The sequence below is a fragment of the Planococcus sp. RAB007_Raresut genome, from assembly GCF_057369535.1.
In genome coordinates, this window is the sequence record NZ_JBXYIF010000003.1 from 118,650 (window position 1) to 136,618 (window position 17,969).

Annotated in this window: 18 protein-coding genes and 1 other annotated feature; of the genes, 17 read left to right on the plus strand and 1 reads right to left on the minus strand. The window is 45.9% G+C overall.

Annotation, left to right across the window (positions count from 1 at the left end; all coding sequences use genetic code 11):
- Positions 1-648: 648 nt before the first annotated feature.
- The 8 genes from nrdR to AC2Q9J_RS07235 all read left to right on the plus strand — a co-directional run bounded on the left by nrdR (position 649) and on the right by AC2Q9J_RS07235 (position 8,133).
- Positions 649-1,125: a transcriptional regulator NrdR gene (nrdR, locus tag AC2Q9J_RS07200; RefSeq protein ID WP_084246445.1), complete on the plus strand. Its 477-nt coding sequence runs from the start codon at positions 649-651 to the stop codon at positions 1,123-1,125.
- A gap of 11 nt (positions 1,126-1,136) precedes the next feature.
- A complete protein-coding gene (locus AC2Q9J_RS07205) occupies positions 1,137-2,498 on the plus strand; it encodes a replication initiation and membrane attachment family protein (protein ID WP_499038482.1) in 1,362 nt (453 codons plus the stop codon).
- The gene (dnaI, locus tag AC2Q9J_RS07210) at positions 2,499-3,434 is read left to right on the plus strand and encodes a primosomal protein DnaI (protein WP_499038484.1); all 936 of its coding nucleotides are present in this window, start codon (positions 2,499-2,501) and stop codon (positions 3,432-3,434) included.
- Between the two features lie 658 nt (positions 3,435-4,092).
- Entirely contained in the window at positions 4,093-6,021 is a 1,929-nt protein-coding gene (thrS, locus tag AC2Q9J_RS07215) for a threonine--tRNA ligase (protein ID WP_499038486.1), read from the plus strand.
- Between the two features lie 488 nt (positions 6,022-6,509).
- Entirely contained in the window at positions 6,510-7,031 is a 522-nt protein-coding gene (gene infC, locus AC2Q9J_RS07220) for a translation initiation factor IF-3 (RefSeq protein WP_218673378.1), read from the plus strand.
- 28 nt (positions 7,032-7,059) lie between these two features.
- A complete protein-coding gene (rpmI, locus tag AC2Q9J_RS07225) occupies positions 7,060-7,260 on the plus strand; it encodes a 50S ribosomal protein L35 (RefSeq protein WP_084246435.1) in 201 nt (66 codons plus the stop codon).
- A 174-nt stretch (positions 7,261-7,434) separates the two neighbouring features.
- Complete coding sequence (rplT, locus tag AC2Q9J_RS07230) at positions 7,435-7,794, plus strand: 50S ribosomal protein L20 (RefSeq protein WP_084246433.1); 360 nt, start codon at positions 7,435-7,437, stop codon at positions 7,792-7,794.
- A gap of 60 nt (positions 7,795-7,854) precedes the next feature.
- Positions 7,855-8,133 (plus strand): DUF1294 domain-containing protein, encoded by a 279-nt coding sequence (locus tag AC2Q9J_RS07235; RefSeq protein WP_499038489.1) that lies wholly within the window; start codon positions 7,855-7,857, stop codon positions 8,131-8,133.
- On the opposite strand, the gene AC2Q9J_RS07240 is transcribed toward AC2Q9J_RS07235, so the two are convergent.
- Complete coding sequence (locus AC2Q9J_RS07240) at positions 8,130-8,522, minus strand: sigma-w pathway protein ysdB (RefSeq protein WP_499038492.1); 393 nt, start codon at positions 8,520-8,522, stop codon at positions 8,130-8,132. The genes AC2Q9J_RS07235 and AC2Q9J_RS07240 overlap by 4 nt on opposite strands.
- 92 nt (positions 8,523-8,614) lie before the next feature.
- On the opposite strand from AC2Q9J_RS07240, the gene AC2Q9J_RS07245 reads away from it, so the two are divergent.
- From AC2Q9J_RS07245 to pheT, 9 genes are all read left to right on the plus strand, one after another.
- Positions 8,615-9,100: a dUTP diphosphatase gene (locus tag AC2Q9J_RS07245; RefSeq protein ID WP_499038494.1), complete on the plus strand. Its 486-nt coding sequence runs from the start codon at positions 8,615-8,617 to the stop codon at positions 9,098-9,100.
- 80 nt (positions 9,101-9,180) lie between these two features.
- The gene (locus AC2Q9J_RS07250; RefSeq protein WP_499038496.1) at positions 9,181-10,269 is read left to right on the plus strand and encodes a M42 family metallopeptidase; all 1,089 of its coding nucleotides are present in this window, start codon (positions 9,181-9,183) and stop codon (positions 10,267-10,269) included.
- 455 nt (positions 10,270-10,724) lie between these two features.
- Entirely contained in the window at positions 10,725-11,663 is a 939-nt protein-coding gene (locus AC2Q9J_RS07255) for a nuclease-related domain-containing protein (protein WP_499038499.1), read from the plus strand.
- Between the two features lie 514 nt (positions 11,664-12,177).
- Positions 12,178-12,393 carry a helix-turn-helix transcriptional regulator gene (locus AC2Q9J_RS07260; protein WP_499038501.1) on the plus strand — a complete coding sequence of 72 codons (216 nt, stop codon included), beginning with the start codon at positions 12,178-12,180 and terminating at the stop codon, positions 12,391-12,393.
- Positions 12,383-12,883 carry a hypothetical protein gene (locus AC2Q9J_RS07265; RefSeq protein ID WP_499038504.1) on the plus strand — a complete coding sequence of 167 codons (501 nt, stop codon included), beginning with the start codon at positions 12,383-12,385 and terminating at the stop codon, positions 12,881-12,883. The genes AC2Q9J_RS07260 and AC2Q9J_RS07265 overlap by 11 nt, the downstream gene beginning before the upstream one ends.
- Complete coding sequence (locus tag AC2Q9J_RS07270; RefSeq protein ID WP_499038506.1) at positions 12,880-13,329, plus strand: small multi-drug export protein; 450 nt, start codon at positions 12,880-12,882, stop codon at positions 13,327-13,329. Before AC2Q9J_RS07265 ends, AC2Q9J_RS07270 begins: the two co-directional genes overlap by 4 nt.
- Positions 13,330-13,386: 57 nt before the next feature.
- Complete coding sequence (locus tag AC2Q9J_RS07275) at positions 13,387-14,154, plus strand: TrmH family RNA methyltransferase (protein ID WP_499038508.1); 768 nt, start codon at positions 13,387-13,389, stop codon at positions 14,152-14,154.
- Between the two features lie 48 nt (positions 14,155-14,202).
- Positions 14,203-14,429: a binding site (T-box leader), on the plus strand.
- A 39-nt stretch (positions 14,430-14,468) separates the two neighbouring features.
- A complete protein-coding gene (gene pheS / locus AC2Q9J_RS07280) occupies positions 14,469-15,506 on the plus strand; it encodes a phenylalanine--tRNA ligase subunit alpha (protein WP_499038510.1) in 1,038 nt (345 codons plus the stop codon).
- Positions 15,507-15,518: 12 nt separating this feature from the next.
- Complete coding sequence (gene pheT, locus AC2Q9J_RS07285; protein ID WP_499038512.1) at positions 15,519-17,918, plus strand: phenylalanine--tRNA ligase subunit beta; 2,400 nt, start codon at positions 15,519-15,521, stop codon at positions 17,916-17,918.
- Positions 17,919-17,969: the final 51 nt, after the last annotated feature.

A 17,969-nucleotide genomic window follows, 5' to 3' on the forward strand; every position in this document is an offset into this window, starting at 1 on the left:
CGCTCCTTCGCTGGAACTGCTTCTGGACTTGAAAGGTGTTTAAGAGGACTTAGGAATTAGAGTCGTGCTGTAAACGACTCGGGCGATGGCCCGAGTTGGCAAGGTGTTCTCTAATTGTTTTAGATATTTTATATAAGGGGCTCCGTCGCTTCGGACTCAGCTCCCGCAATAAGCCGAGAAGAGCACTCGTCTTATTGCTCCGCTCCGTCCAGACGCGCTCCTTCGCTGGAATCACTTCTGGAAATGATATGAAATTAAGTGGACTTATTAACAAGAGTTTGGCTGTTAGACACTCGGGCGATGGCCCGAGTTAACTAAACGATTATATTTGTTTTCTCTAAAAAATATAACAAAATAATTTACAATGTATGGACTGATTCGTTTCTTAAAGAAATTTCTAAAGATATGGAGCAAAACAACGAAGACTCCCAAGTGAGCAAGCGAAGTGCTGAGATCCACTCGGGCGAAGTGGAACGAGCTCGAGTTAGCTCAGTACAAGCCACTAGGAAAGCGGAGTTGTTTTGCGGAATATCGATTACTAAATGTAATTTGTTTATATATATAGCTTGATTCCAAAATCAAATATTATAAACGCTGAAATTTTGTTATACTTATACCACAAGAAAGAGAATTTGGGGAGATGTCAATATGAAATGTCCGGCTTGTCAGCATAACGGTACCCGTGTCGTGGATTCGCGGCCAGTAGATGAATTGAAATCGATCAGAAGAAGAAGGGAATGCGAAGAATGCGGCTATCGGTTCACCACTTTTGAGAAAGTGGAAGAGATGCCGCTGATTGTCGTGAAAAAAGATGGTTCCCGCGAAGAGTTCAGCCGGGAGAAAGTGCTGCGCGGCTTGATCCGGGCATGCGAGAAACGTCCGGTTCCGCTGGAAACACTGGAAGAGCTTGTCTTTACTATTGAAAAGAATCTTCGCAGAATCGGCAATGCCGAAGTGAAATCTGAACAAGTTGGTGAAATGGTGATGGACAAGCTGGCGGCAATCGATGAAGTGGCCTACGTCCGTTTCGCTTCCGTCTATCGTCAATTCAAAGACATTAATGTATTCATAGATGAACTGAAGGATTTATTGAATAAGAATCCGGATGACAAGATATCCGAGTAAGGCGGTGAAATATGACTGCGTTCTATAAGGAGTTGCAGGCGGCCGATGCTTTTAAGATCCGTCTGCCTTATCCATTTTCAAATTACGACCGCCAATTACTGACGCTTCTTTATCAGCCTATGGTCGGTGCTGAAGCGATTTCACTTTACCTGACGCTTTGGGCGGAAGGAGAAGCGGAAAGAAATGAAACACCGCATTACACGCTGATGAACACGTTGGGCATGCCGATTGCCAAAATTTTCGAATCACGGCTCCAATTGGAAGCTATCGGTTTGCTGAAAACATATAAAAAAGGAACAGAATCACGTACGTTCCTTTACGAATTATGTCCGCCGCTTGATCCGAAAGACTTTTTTACAGATCCTTTATTGTCGATGTTCCTGTTCAGCAAGATCGGTGATATCGCGTACCGCAGAGTCCGGGACCGATTTATCCTGCCTGCGGAAGATATGGATTCATATGAAGAAGTTTCACGGACATTCACGGATATTTTTCAGCCGGTCCATGCAAAAGCCGGTTATCCCAACGATTCGCAAAAAATGCAGCAGCGCGCCAGAAAAGGCTATAAAGCGGAATACGATTTTGACTTCAGTCTGCTCCACCAGGGTCTTTCTGAACAGCTGGTGCCAAAACGCGTATTGACTGCACCGATCAAAGACATTATCAGCAAACTTGCTTTCCTGTACGGCTGGGATCCGCTTGAAATGCAAAAGGTGATCCTATTGGCCATTGAAGATGATTATCGTCTTACTATAGAAGGAATTAAAAAATCCGCATCCGATTATTATAAGATGACGGTATCCACAACTGCGCCGAAATTGGAACCGGTACTGGCGAAAACGCCTGAACCGGAAGCTGAGCCGAAGAACCGTCAGGAAGAATTGATCCTGTACCTGGAATCCGCGTCACCGATTGATGTGCTCCGGGACATTGCCGGCGGGAAAGAGCCCTTGTCCGCCGATGTCCAGCTTGCCAATAATCTGGTGATGCAGCACGGCATGGAGCCGGCGGTGGTGAATGTACTGCTGCAGTATGTTCTTCTGCGGACAGATATGAAATTGACCAAAGGCTATGTGGAAAAAATCGCATCGCACTGGATCCGTAAAAATGTATCCACTGCTGCGGAAGCGATGGAACTCGCGCGCACTGAACATGCGCAGTATGTGAAATGGAAGTCGGAAGGATCACCTGCTGCAGCTTCGAAATCGTCGTCCCGTTCTAACGGCAAGCCTGTACGTGAAGAGAAGCTGCCGGAATGGTTCTATACGAAGGACGAGCCGCAGACAGCAGCTCCGCAGAAAAATGAAAGCCTGGAAGTCGAGAAACAAAAACTTCTGGCGAAACTTGCTTTGAAAAAAGGGAAGGGTGATTAAATGGAACCGATACGGGAAACCTTAAAACGGGTTGTCAATGCACCGGCTTTTTCAGAGCGTTACAATGATATGCGCAAGGAAGTGCTGGAGAACCCTGGTGTCCAGAATTTTCTTGAGGAACATGCATCTGAAATCGATAAAAGCATCGTCGACCGCGGCATGCACAAATTATATGAGTACATCGACCAATCGCATGATTGCAATAAATGCCCTAACCTGGATGGCTGCATCAATCATCTGAAAGGCTTTGAACCGAATCTGGTTTTGGAGCGCAATACGATCGGCATCGCTTATACGCCATGTAAGTCAAAAAATGCCTATGACAATAAACGCCGCGCAAGCTCTCTGATCCACAGCATGTACATGCCGAAAGAAGTTATGCAGGCGACACTGTCCGATTTCGAAGCGGACGACAGCCGGATGGAAGCATTCCGGGCAGTCGGCGCATTTCTGGATCAGGCAACAGGACCGGATAATCTGCCGGAAAAAGGTTTGTTTTTCCACGGCAAATTCGGAGTGGGAAAATCCTATCTTCTAAGTGCGGTAGCAAATGAGCTGGCGGAAATTAACGTCAAATCGGTTTTGGTATTCGTACCCGAATTCATGCGTGAAATGAAGCAGGCGATCGGCGACCAGACCCTGCAGGAAAAAGTGGACTATGTCAAAAAGGCGGATGTTCTGATGCTCGATGATATCGGAGCGGAAGCGATGTCGAGCTGGACGCGGGATGAAGTGCTGGGCACCATCCTTCATTACCGTATGGCAGAAAAGCTGCCGACATTCATGACTTCGAATTTCAGCTACTCTGAACTTCAGCATCACCTGACATATTCTCAGCGTGGTGAAAAAGAAGATTTAAAAGCGGCACGCGTTATGGAACGGATTCGTGCACTGACGAACCCTGTGAAAATGGACGGCCGCAATTGGCGGAATTAAACAATGTGTGAGCCCATTTTAAATGCATTTTATTTACAGTGATTGCATTTTAAATGCTTTCGGTTTATAGTAAATCTAATCGAAATATGATTTTAAATGCGACGACGAGGACAATAACGGATTGCACGACTTCCAGAGAGAGAAGCCCAGGCTGAAAGCTTCTTAAGAAACGGCAATCCATTTACCGCCTCCGAGCAGCAGTTGTGAACCTTTTGGAGTAGCAGCTGCCGGCAACCGGCCCGTTAGCCGATGCAGAGCTTCGTTCCATTCTTTTTATTGATTGGAACAGAAGAAGGGTGGAACCACGAACTAAGCTTCGTCCCTTTGGGATGGGGCTTTTTTGCGTTGAAAAGCGGAAAGAGCCGTTCTGCTTCGACAGGCATAAGACGATTTGGCGAAGCGGCATATTTTCAGCCGCACAGCCTCGAAAAGCGAAAGTGCCTGTTTAGCTCTGACAGGTATAAGACGAACCAGCGTAGTGGCGCTCTCTGCCGCGCAGCTGGTTTGACTTATATCCCGAAGAGCTAGGCACTGGAGACTGGACACGAAGTGGCTTATGTCCCGAGAAGCAGGCTCTTGGAGCTGGATCTAAAAAAGAGCGCCAGTTCAGACCCTGTGAAACTGGTAAACTAATAAAACATCAAAAGGAGAGATTGCTATGTCAGACATGATCAATTTAAAATTTCCGGATGGAGCCGTAAAGGAGTTTCCGCAAGGAACTTCCACTGAAGATGTGGCGGGGTCAATCAGCCCAGGTCTTCGCAAAAAAGCGTTGGCTGGAAAAATCGGTGACCGCCTTGTTGATTTGAAAGCACCACTGAACGAAGATGGAGACATTGCGATCATTACAGCGGAATCGGATGAAGCACTCGAAATTCTGCGCCACAGTACAGCGCATTTATTGGCACAGGCGGTTAAACGTATTTACCCGGATGCGAAACTTGGCGTTGGCCCAGTGATTGAAAATGGTTTCTACTATGATATCGATACAGAATCGGCAATCACTTCTGAAGACCTTCCGAAAATCGAGAAAGAAATGAAGAAGATCATTGGTGAAAACCTTGAAATCGTCTGTCAGAGTGTTTCCCGTGCAGAAGCACAGGACCGTTTTGCGGCAATTGAAGATCCGTATAAACTGGAACTTCTTGAAGCAATTCCGGAAGACGAACAGGTTACAATTTATGAACAAGGCGAATTTTTCGACCTTTGCCGCGGCATCCACGTTCCGGCAACAGGCAAGCTGAAAGAATTCAAATTGCTGAGTGTTGCCGGCGCATATTGGAGAGGCGACAGCGACAATAAAATGTTGCAGCGTATTTACGGTACTGCATTCTTCAAAAAAGAAGACCTGAAAGCGCATCTTGAAATGCTGGAAGAAGCAAAAGAACGCGATCACCGTAAAATCGGCAAGGAACTGAACTTGTTCATGAACTCACAAAAAGTCGGCCAGGGGCTGCCGATGTGGCTACCGAAAGGCGCGACAATCCGCCGCATCATCGAGCGTTACATCGTTGATAAAGAAGAACGTCTGGGCTATGACCACGTTTACACTCCGGTGCTGGGCAGCGTTGACCTTTATAAGACAAGCGGACACTGGGATCATTACCAGGACGATATGTTCCCGGTTATGAGTATGGACAATGAAGATTTGGTTCTTCGTCCGATGAACTGCCCGCATCACATGATGATTTTCAAACAGGGCATTCATTCCTACCGCCAGATGCCAGTCCGCATCGCGGAACTTGGCACAATGCACCGCTATGAAATGTCCGGCGCATTATCAGGCTTGCAGCGCGTCCGCGGCATGACTTTGAACGATGCACATCTATTCGTAAGACCAGATCAGATCAAAGACGAATTCAAACGCGTGGTCAATTTGGTGGTGGAAGTCTATAAAGATTTCGACATCAAGGATTATTCATTCCGCGTATCCTATCGTGATCCTGAAGACAAAGAAAAATACTTCGATGACGATGCCATGTGGGAACGCGCACAATCCATGCTGAAGGAAGCGATGGATGAAATGGGATTGGATTATGTGGAAGCGGAAGGGGAAGCGGCATTCTACGGCCCGAAATTGGATGTACAGGTGAAAACTGCGCTTGGTAAAGAAGAGACTCTTTCTACTGTACAGCTTGATTTCCTGTTGCCTGAGCGTTTCGACCTTTCCTATATCGGAGAAGACGGCAAACAGCATCGTCCGGTTGTCATCCACCGCGGAGTCGTTTCAACAATGGAACGTTTTGTCGCATTCCTGATCGAAGAATATAAAGGTGCTTTCCCGACATGGCTGGCGCCAGTCCAAGTGGAAATCATTCCGGTCTCGCTTGATGTCCACAGCGATTATGCCTATGAAGTGCAGGGAAAATTGCAATCGCATAAACTGCGTGTCGATATAGATGGACGCGATGAAAAATTGGGCTACAAGATCCGCGAAGCACAAATGCAAAAAGTTCCTTATATGCTCGTCCTTGGTGATAAAGAGCTGGAAGACGGCTCAGTGAATGTCCGTAAATACGGTGAGCAGAAGTCGGAAAGCATGCCGTTTGAAGACTTCCTGTCGATGATCCAAGGGGAACTTCGATAAGTTTGGATTAGAGAAATACCATATATACCGCGCCGGCGCTGAGAGAAACATCTAGAGATATGGAGCAAAACAGCGAAGACGCCTTGGGGAGTAAGCGAAGTGCTGAAATCCACTCGGGCGAAGTGCAACGAGACCGAGTTAGTTCAGCGCGAGCCCCCGGCAAGCGAAGCTGTTTTGCGGAATATCGACTACGTTGGCTTATTACTTTGAGTTATATCGATAAGTTGGTTGACACGTCTATATGCGCGTGGTATTATAAATAAGGTTATAGAATACTTATATGTGCAAGCAGGAGCACCCGCTTCTCACCTGATCGACCAAATGTTGGCAGGTAGACACGATTTGACTATTTCACGCTGAGGCGTGCTGTCATAAATTGCGGGTGGGCCGAACGAGGTCCATCCGCTTTTTCTTTGGATCGGAACCTGTAAGCCGACTTGGTCGGTTACGCATTTTAAGCTATTCGCAACACTATCCGGAGGTGGATTATTATTAGCAAAGACAGTAATGTAAACGAAGGCATTCGTGCACGGGAATTACGGGTTATTGATCAGAATGGTGAACAGCTCGGCATTAAAACGCGCAACGAAGCCCTAGAAATTGCAGGTCGTGTCAACTTGGATCTGGTTCTTGTGGCTCCTCAAGCTAAGCCGCCGGTTGCCCGCATCATGGACCATGGTAAGTTCAAGTTTGAGCAGCAGAAGAAGGAACGTGAGATTCGCAAGAATCAAAAAGTCATCGTAGTGAAAGAGGTTCGTTTGAGCCCTGGAATCGACGACCACGACTTCAACACGAAGCTTCGGAACGCAATCAAGTTCCTTGAAAAAGGCGACAAAGTCAAAGCTTCAATCCGTTTTAAAGGCCGTGCGATTACGCACAAGGAAATCGGACAGCGCGTACTTGAACGCTTCGCAGAAGCATGTAAAGAAGTCGCGACGGTTGAACAGCGCCCTAAAATGGACGGACGCAGCATGTTCTTGATGCTGGCTCCAGTCAACGAAAAAGAATAACAGTACAATTGTTTAGGAGGAACTCGAAATGCCGAAAATGAAAAGCCATAGCGGTGCGTCAAAACGTTTCAAGAAAACTGGAACTGGTAAAGTAAAACGCAATCGTTCACACACAAGCCACTTATTTGCAAACAAATCGACTAAGCAAAAGCGTAAACTCCGTAAAGGGAAACTCGTATCTTCAGGCGATTTGAAACGCATTAAATCTTTGATCTACAACATGAAATAAAAACGAAAAGCGAAAACGGCCGTTCAGCTCCGGCAGACTTAAGATGAACTTCCGAAGCGGCGTTTTTTGCCGCACAGGAAGGGCAGCTTAAGACCGAGGAGTTGGCCCGTTGGAGTCTGGACAAGACCGAACAAAAAATCGAATTTTTTATATTCAAGCAGGAGGTAATGTATTATGCCACGCGTAAAAGGTGGAACAGTGACGCGCCAGCGTCGTAAAAAGGTCATTAAATTAGCAAAAGGTTATTATGGTGCGAAGCACATCCTTTTCAAAGTAGCAAACCAACAGGTGATGAAGTCAGGTAACTATGCTTACCGTGACCGTCGCAACAAAAAACGTGACTTCCGTAGATTGTGGATCACTCGTATCAACGCAGCAGCTCGTTTGAACGACATCTCTTACAGCCGTCTAATGAACGGTTTGAAAGTTGCCGGCATCGACATCAACCGCAAAATGCTAGCTGAAATCGCTGTATCTGATGCAGCTGCATTCACAGCACTAGCTGACCAAGCTAAAAAAGCATTGAACAAATAAGATAATGCACAAAAAAGACTGGCGATCATTCGCCAGTCTTTTTTATTGGAGGAATAGTAAATGTTTATTGTGATTTCCGCTTATATCGCTATTATATCCCTGATGGCATTAATAATGATGAAAATCGATAAACGGCAGGCGCAGAAGCGGGGCCAGCGGATTCCAGAGAAAAATCTTTGGAGAGTCGCTTTGTTCGGCGGCGGCATCGGCGCCTATATCGGCATGATGGCGTTCCGCCACAAAACCAAGCACACGAATTTCCGGATCGGTTTCCTTATGCTGGCGTTGCTTCAGGCAGCCTTGCTTGTTTGGCTTTATACGGAAGTGGGACTTGGTTAAGCGCCGGTTTCGCTTTTCATCAATTGTTCAATCGGATTTTTCCAGTTGATTGTAGCATTAGGGTAGTTCATGTGAATTTCCTTTTCGAGAAAATGAAAATCCTCTTTCGTGAAACCTTGCAGCATCGCAGGATCTTCTGCCCAAACGAAAATTGAAACCACTTCAAACGCGTCGTCGGTCGTGCCCAGGTATTTTTCACCTTCAAAAATAGCACCGCGCAATGTAATGAAAAAGTTCTTGCGCACATTCTGGACATCGTCAAAAAAATAATAGGATTTACTTTCGACTGCAGCATCGAATTTTCGTTTCGGGTCGAATACATAGCGCAATAAACGATAGAATAGATATATAATTAATGCAATTACAATGAAACGGATAATGATGGCCATGCAAAATACCCCCTTGGAAAAGTGGCTGTCATGTATAATACGGACATAAAGAATTATGGTTTCAAGATTTATTGAAAAAAAGGAGGATTCTTATGAATTTAGAGAAATTATTCACTATGCAGGAAGAATTGGACCGTTATATCCAAACAAACAATTCGGTAGAGGGGGATCTGTTCGAGAAAAAAGGACTTGCACTCATCGTTGAACTTGCTGAATTGGCGAACGAAACCCGTGCCTTCAAATTCTGGAGCAGCAAAGGACCGTCGGATCGCGAAGTGATTCTGGAGGAATATGTGGATTCCATCCATTTTTTATTGTCGCTCGGAATTGAAAAGGATTTGAATATGATGAAGCAATGGCCGGATCCGTTAAGTGGAGAGGATCTGACCGCAATCTTTCTGAAAACGAATAAAAGCATACTGGAATTTCTCGAGAAGCATTCGATGTCGACTTACCAGACGGTGTGGAGCTGTTACGGTACGATTGCCGACATTCTGGGATTCAGCTACGAGGAAGTACTCGAAGCGTATATTGCGAAAAACCAAAAGAATTACGACCGCCAAAAGGATGGTTATTAATCTATTTAGATGAATTTTTTGAAAATAGGCGCAGGTTCATTTATAATGGAGAGGTGAGACTATTTAGGAGGTCGAAATAAATGGTAAAATTAGACGAAACGCTCCAAATGTTAAAAGACTTGACTGATGCAAACGGTATTCCAGGCAATGAACGCCAATCGCGCGAAGTCATGAAGAAATACATAGCGCCTTTTGCTGATTCAATTGAAACGGACGGGCTGGGAAGCCTGATCGCTAAAAAAGAAGGGCTGGCTGACGGACCGAAAATCATGGTTGCAGGCCACCTTGATGAAGTAGGCTTCATGATTTCCCAGGTTGACGATAAAGGATTCCTTAAATTCCAGACTGTCGGCGGATGGTGGAACCAGGTTATGCTGGCACAGCGCGTAACCATCACTACACGCAGCGGCAAGGAAATCACAGGCGTAATCGGTTCTAAACCACCGCATATCCTGTCACCTGAAGCACGTAAAAAACCTGTTGAAATCAAAGACATGTTCATCGATATCGGTGCGTCTTCACGCGACGAAGTAAAAGAGTGGGGCGTAACACCAGGCGATATGGTGACACCTTATTTCGAATTCCAGGCTATGACAAACGAAAAATTCCTATTGGCGAAAGCCTGGGACAACCGTATCGGCTGCGCAATTGCAATCGATGTATTGAAAGGCCTTAAAGGCCAAGACCATCCGAACGTCGTTTACGGCGTAGGAACAGTCCAGGAAGAAGTTGGACTTCGCGGCGCGAAAACAGCGACAGCGAAAATCCAGCCGGATATCGGATTTGCAGTGGACGTGGGCATCGCCGGCGACACTCCTGGCATCACAGCTCAGGAATCCAACAGCAAAATGGGCGACGGACCACAAATCCTGCTATTTGACGCTTCCATGGTATCTCACCGCGGCTTGCGTGAACTCGTTGTTGATACAGCGGAAGAAGCGGGCATCCCATACCAATTCGAAACGATTGCAGGCGGCGGAACTGACGCTGGCTCGATCCACTTGACGGCGAACGGCGTTCCAGCCCTGTCGATTGGCGTAGCAACTCGCTACATCCACTCACACGCAGGCATCCTTCACCGCGACGACTACGAGAACGCAGTAAAACTGATCATCGAAGTCATCAAGAAATTAGACAAAGACACAGTAGCGAAAATTACATTCGAATAAATATTGCGACCCTCTCGCTTCGGCGAGGGGGTTTTTGTTGTTTTTTTTGCGGGTTTTGGCGATGAGTGATCATAGAATCAAATAAGTGATCATAGAATCCTGTGAGTGATCATAGAATCAAATAAGTGATCATAGAACCTTGTGAGTGATCATAGAACCCCGATAAGTGATCATAGAAAATAAAACGAGCCGATCTTGTCGCTTTTCGCCTGCGAAAAGCATGCATTCAATGGTTTTGAAGTGAGAAAAATATATGAAATGAAGAAATTTGCCAAAAAGCAGTATAAAAACATGTATTCTCAGTTCTCAATACTAAATACTTATTGCTGCTCGGCGGGGGATAGCTCTTCTCCCTTTCAAAAAGCACAGGTAAAATAAATTAACTATTCAATCAGCCAAATGCTATAATTCGAGTAAACAGAAAGGGGAGAATCAAGATACTTACTAAAGTTGATATGTTAAGAAGAGCTATCCGGCGACTAAAGGAGAATACACCGGAACGCGAGTTATTAGAGAGGGAATTATTCCTTGCGGAAGCAGGCATCCGTGGAGAGAAGCGGCTTCAAAAAAAGTTTGTGGAATTTTATTCATCTGAACCTTTTGAAATTCTTTGGAATACTAGCCTCACTCTTGGCAACTGGCCAGTTCAGATCGACGGATTGCTGCTGACACAAAAAGTTGCGGTAATTCTCGAATCGAAAAACATCAGCGGTGAGTTGCATTTTGAAAATAGTACTGGCGAGTTCTTCCGTAATGATGCAAATGGTGTGAAAACAATTATGGATAACCCGGCAGTTCAAGTTGAAAAACATATGCGTTTTATAAGAATGTGGTTTGCTGAAAACAAAATCCCCCTCCCGGTAGACGGCATGCTCGTTTTTACTGCTTTAAAAGCTGAATTATGTTCACTTCCGCAAAATACTCGCACCTGCAGACACCACCACATGATTGAACTTCTTTTTAAAACCATCGAAGACTATCCATCCAGCACTCAACAAAACCGTCATGCCCTTAAAAAATACAGAAAAACCATTGAAAAACAACTTACACCATATATTCAAAAACCGATCGCAGTTCAGTATTCCGTGGATCCGCGTCTATTTAAACGTGGGATTTATTGTGAAGCATGCAAAACGTTTAATATTTCCCGAGAGCGTCGACGCTGGCAATGTGACGCATGCGAAAAAACTTCCTTAACTGCAGGTGAAGAAGCAGTGTTGGATTACTTTGCAATATTTGGTTTTCAGGCAAACAATGAAAAACTTCGGACCTTTTTAAATGTAGATGATCGACATATTGTGAAGCGTCTGTTGTCACAAGAAATTTTGACGAAAGACGGAAGCAGAAGACACAGCAAATACTCGTTGAATGAAGTAAAAACTTTGCAGGAGTGACATAAAATTTGCTGAATGATCATAGAATCAAATAAGTGATCATAGAACTTGCTGAATGATCATAGAATTAAATAAGTGATCATAGAATCCTGTGAGTGATCATAGAACTCCAAAAAGTGATCATAGAAATAAAACCGCACGATTTTTGTCGCTTTTCGCCCGCGAAAAGCATCAAATCAGTCGTTTTGAAGTGAGAGAAACATATGAAATGACGAATTTCAGCCGGAATCGGAAAGAAAAGTGGTTCCACACCTTAAAAATTGATATTCAAACGCCAAACCCAAACCCAAACCCAAACCCAAACCCAAACCCAAACCCAAACCCAAACCCAAACCCAAACCCAAACCAAAACCCAAACCCCAAAGGCATGCGCCAACCCCGCGCATGCCTTTTAATATGCTCGGATCGCTTTCAGCGCTCCAATAAAAAAAAGTTAATAATACTTTACTTAATGTTAAGTATAGTGTACATTATGTTATAAATACCGAACATCTTTAACGAAAGGATGACCAGGATGCTGAAAAATCGGGTGAAGGAAATGCGTGCCCGCCATAGCTTGACGCAAAGTGATTTAGGAAAGCAGGTTGATGTTACACGGCAAACTGTTGCGTTTATTGAAAAAGGGGAATTTTCGCCATCGATAACATTGGCGCTAAAGTTAGCTAAGGCGCTGCAAGTAGACGTCAATGAATTATTTTGGCTGGAAGGGGAGAAGGAAGATGAAAAGTGATTTTCGATTGACTTATCCGTTATGGATGATGGGGTTCATAGCTTTGCTGGGAGTTCTTGCATACGGCATCAATTCGCCAAAAACGGAATTTGTAGATAATGGTACAGAAGCAAGTCTTACAGTTCAAATTGGTCCATTTGAAGGTTTACTAATTTTCGGTGCGATACTCGTGTATTTGATTCTTTTAACTATTTTCCTTTCCAAAGTTAAACAGTACAACAAGAACAATCCACAACAGAAAATATCGATGTTTTCCATCCGCCCCCCTGAGTATTTGGAAGCGGATGAAGGGATGACCTATATAACGAGGCGAGCTGTCCAGAAAGTTTATACTTTCTATTCGCTCGCACTCCCGGCACTTGCGACGGTTGTGATTATTTTGCCGATTCCTAGACTGCTGATCATCTATGCGATTCTCGGCTTAGCATTCTTTCAATACTGGATCTACTACGCAGAAGTCCGCAAACATTTTAAGGAGGAGACCGAATGATTTACGAATATGCTCTGGTATTTATTGGAGCCGCCATTCCGTGGTTTGAAATCGCCTTGGTCATCCCGCTCGGAATCGTTTGGGGGCTGTCGCCGTTCTGGGTCATGCTGTTGGCGTTTGTCGGCAATATGGTGACGGTGCTGGCGCTGATCATCGGCTTCGACCGTTTCAAGGATTGGTACAATAAACGCCAGGAAGCGAAAGGCAAAACGCAAAATAAAAAAAGTGAACGCGCTAAACGGATCTGGAATAAATATGGATTGCCGGGACTGGCATTGCTTGGACCGATTTTAATTGGCACGCATATCGCCGCCTTCATCGGAATGACACTTGGTGCAACGAAAAAGAATACGACAATCTGGCTGACAATCAGCATTGCCGTTTGGACATTAACTTTTGGCATACTGACAGCACTTGGCTTTGATTTCTTCACACGGGAACTCTAAAGAAGCGGCAACGGTGTGCTATACTAAAGCTATTCTGACTTAAAGGCGTGAACAATTATGAAACGAATCGAATCACTTCAAAATTCATTAGTAAAGCATTGGAAAAAGCTTGGCACCACTCGCAAGGAGCGCGATAAATTTTCGGAATTTCTTGTGGAAGGATTTCATTTAACAGAAGAATCCTTGAAAAAGAAAGATCTTGTTAAAGGATTGATCGTCCGTGAAGGCGTGGATATTCCGGACGCTTGGGACATTGAAAACGTGCCGCTCTACTCAGTTACGGCTGCGGTAGCGAAGGAAATCTCGGAGACGGAGCATTCGCAGGGGATTTTTGCCCATTGCGCGCAGCCCGAGTTCACTGATGCGGATCAGCAGAACTGGACACGTCTGTTATTGATCGATGCAGTGCAGGATCCGGGCAATATCGGCACAATGATCCGGACAGCATCAGCTGCTGGTATCGACGCTGTCATTCTTGGCAAAGGCTGCGCAGATCCATTCAATCCGAAAACGGTCCGATCTGCACAAGGTTCACATTTTCAGATTCCAGTCGTCCGCGGAGAGCTGGGAGAATGGGTGCCGCAGCTGAAAAATGCGGGCATTCCAGTTTTCGGCACCGCTCTGCAAAGAGCCATTCCGGTACACGAAGCTGAAACGAAAGAGCAATTCGCGCTGATTGTCGGCAACGAAGGAAGCGGAGTTTCGCCAGAGTTGCTCGTACAGACGGAACAGAATCTGATGGTGCCGTTATACGGCAGCGCGGAGTCGCTGAATGTCGCAGTGGCGACAGGGATTTTATTGTACAGCCTCGTTCCGAAGAACTAAGGTTGATAATGCAGTGGAACTTTCGTATAATTAACAGGTAAATAAAACACAAAAGCGTTGACCGGGAAAAGTACGGAGCCCATTTGCATCAACAGGAAATTTGCGCCATGACTGAAAGCGCGGATATGCAAACGTTTCGGAAGTTCACCCCGCGAGCTGCCGCCGGGACCAGCATGTTGCTGTAAAGGTGGGCCGGTGAAGAGCCGTTACGTAAATGAGTGATTGCCTCCGGGCGATAACTAGGGTGGTACCGCGAATAATGCCTCGTCCCTTTTCAGGGACGGGGCTTTTTTATGTTTAGAGGAGGAGAAAAAATGGAAGCACAATTGAATGAGTTGAAAACACAGGCGCTGGAAAAGATTGCTGCGGCATCGGACGTAAAAGAACTGAACGCTGTTCGCGTTGCATATTTAGGGAAGAAAGGTCCGATTACGGATCTGCTTAAAGGCATGGGCAAACTGCCAGCTGAAGAACGTCCGAAGATGGGTGCGCTTGTCAACGTGGTAAGAGAAGAAGTGACGGCGCGTCTTGAAGAGCGCATGGCGATTCTTGAGGAACAGGCGATCAATGCAAAATTGCAAAGTGAAACAATCGACATTACGCTGCCAGGACGTCCGGTGAAATCGGGCAACGCCCATCCGTTGACGCGTGTTATCGAAGAAATTGAAGATCTTTTCATTTCCATGGGCTATGAAATTGAAGAAGGCCCGGAAGTGGAGAAAGATTACTATAATTTCGAAGCGTTGAATTTGCCGAAAGGCCATCCGGCGCGTGATATGCAGGATTCCTTCTATATATCTGAAGATATTCTTTTGCGCACGCATACATCACCTGTGCAGGCGCGTACGATGGAAGCGAAAGGCGGAGAGCCGATCAAAATCATCTGCCCGGGGAAAGTGTACCGCCGGGATAATGATGACGCGACGCATTCGCACCAGTTCACGCAAATTGAAGGCTTGGTCATCGGCGAAGATATACGTATGAGTGACCTGAAAGGGACGCTTTCTGTATTCGCTAAGAAAATGTTCGGAGAAGATCGTGAAATCCGTCTTCGCCCAAGTTTCTTCCCATTCACGGAACCATCTGTTGAAATGGATATCTCCTGCTTCAAATGCGGCGGTGAAGGCTGCAACGTCTGCAAGAAAACCGGCTGGATCGAAATTCTGGGAGCGGGTATGGTGCATCCGAACGTATTGGAGATGGCAGGCTATGATTCGAAGCGCCTGACTGGATTCGCTTTCGGTATGGGACCTGAACGTATTGCGATGCTGAAATATGGCATAGAAGACATCCGTCATTTCTATACAAACGACGTCCGCTTTTTATCCCAATTTCAACGCACGGAAGTTTAAGGAGGAAATGACATGTTAGTATCGATAAAATGGTTGAAGGATTATGTAAATACACAGGATTTGCCGCCGGCTGAACTTGGCGAAAAAATCACGCGTGCCGGAATTGAAGTGGACGCAGTGATCGACCGTTCGGAAGGTCTTTCGAATATCGTCGTCGGCTATGTGGAATCATGCGTAAAACATCCGGAAGCGGATAAATTAAATATATGCCAGGTGAACGTCGGGGAAGAAACGACTCAAATCATCTGCGGAGCATCGAATATCGCAGCTGGCCAGAACGTGATTGTTGCCCGTCCGGGTGCACGTTTGCCGGGTGGTATGAAAATCAAGAAAGCGAAACTGCGCGGCGAAGAATCGAATGGTATGATTTGTTCCCTGCAGGAGCTTGGCATCGAAGGCAAATTGGTTCCGAAAGCTTATGCTGAAGGAATTTATGTATTGCCGGAAAATGCGGAAGTTGGTTCAGACGTCATCACGAACTTTGATCTGGATGATACGGTATTAGAACTTGGCCTGACGCCAAACCGCGCAGATGCGATGAGCATGCTGGGAGTCGCTTACGAAGTCGGTGCGATTCTGGAAGAAGAAGTGAAGCTGCCGGAAATCACTTATAAAGAAGCGGAGGACAAAGCGTCGTCCATGCTGACATTGAACATCGATTCACCGGAAGCCAATCCTTTATACGTGGCAAAAGTGGTGCGGGGTATCGAAGTGAAGGAATCTCCGATGTGGCTTCAGCAGCGCTTGATGGCAGCGGGAGTCCGTCCGCATAATAACGTAGTGGATGTGACGAACTATGTCTTGATGGAATACGGCCAGCCGTTGCATGCATTCGACTATGACTTGCTGGAAACCGGCAACATCACGGTTCGCCATGCCAAGACAGATGAACTGATTACGACACTTGATGGCAATGAACGCAAGCTGTCCCTGAATAACCTGGTGATTACAAATGGTGAAAAACCAGTGGCCCTGGCAGGAGTAATGGGCGGGGCAAATTCAGAAGTAAGTAAAAATACGAAAACGGTCGTCATTGAATCGGCTTATTTTGAATCCGGCTCGATCCGCCAAACATCGAAAGAACATAACCTGCGCAGTGACGCGAGTTCACGTTATGAAAAAGGTGTGGATCCCAACCGCGTGATTCCAGCTGCAGAACGTGCAGCACAATTACTGTCGGAACTTGCAGGTGGAGAAGTCCTTGCCGGTTCGGTCATTTTCGACAAATTGCAGCGTGAAGAAAAAGTCGTACATGTGTCCCCGGATTTCATTAACAGCCGACTTGGCATGAAAATCCGTTTCGATGATATGCTGGACATTTTAAACCGCCTGCAATTCAAGACGGAAGCGATGAACAATCAATTGATGATTTCTGTGCCAACACGCAGACAGGACATCCAAATTGAAGAAGACATTGTAGAGGAAATCGCCCGCCTTTACGGCTACGACGAAATTCCATCGACATTGCCGGAAACAGCGACCACACCGGGAGGCTTGTCGCCGTATCAGCAGAAACGCCGCATTGTCCGTAATTATATGGAAGGTGCAGGTTTGCTGCAAGCGACAACGTATTCACTGACATCTGAGAAGTCAGCAACTCAATTTGCAATGAAACAAACAGAATTGACACGATTATTGATGCCAATGAGCGAAGAGCGCAGCACCATGCGCCAAAGCATTCTGCCGCATCTGCTTGAATCCGTTTCTTATAATACTGCAAGACGCATGGATTCAGTTGCACTTTATGAAACAGGATCTGTCTTCCTTAAAGGGCAGGATGAACTGTTGAATGAAGAAGAGCATTTGGCTGCTGCAATCACCGGTTTGTGGCTCGACAACAGCTGGCAAGGCGAGAAGAAAGCCGTTGATTTCTTTGTCTTGAAAGGAATCGTTGAAGGGTTGGCTGCGAAGCTCGATGTAGTATTGGAGTTTGAACGCGGGGAAATGGATGGCTTGCATCCAGGCAGAACTGCCTTTATCACACTTGATGGCCGCCGCATCGGCATCATCGGCCAATTGCATCCAAACGAGCAGAAGACACGTGACCTGAAAACGACAATTGTCATGGAATTGAACCTGGCAGAGCTGTTCAAAGAACAAACGGAGTCTTTGGTCTATACACAAGTGCCGCGTTATCCATCAATTACGCGTGACGTTGCGTTGGTACTCTCTAAAATCGTCGAAGCCGGCACGATTGAGAAACTGATTCGATCTGCAGGCGGTAAGCTATTGAAAGATGTTCGTGTATTCGACCTTTACGAAGGCGATAATCTGGAAGCCGGCAAAAAATCAGTGGCATTCTCACTGACTTATTTCGATCCGGAGAAGACACTGACAGATGAAGAAGTAACTGCTGTTCACGAGAAGGTAGTTGCAGCATTGAAAGAGTCAGGCGCTGAACTGCGCAGCTGATTAAATAACAAGCAAAAAACCGGAATCCTTGGATTCCGGTTTTTTGTTATT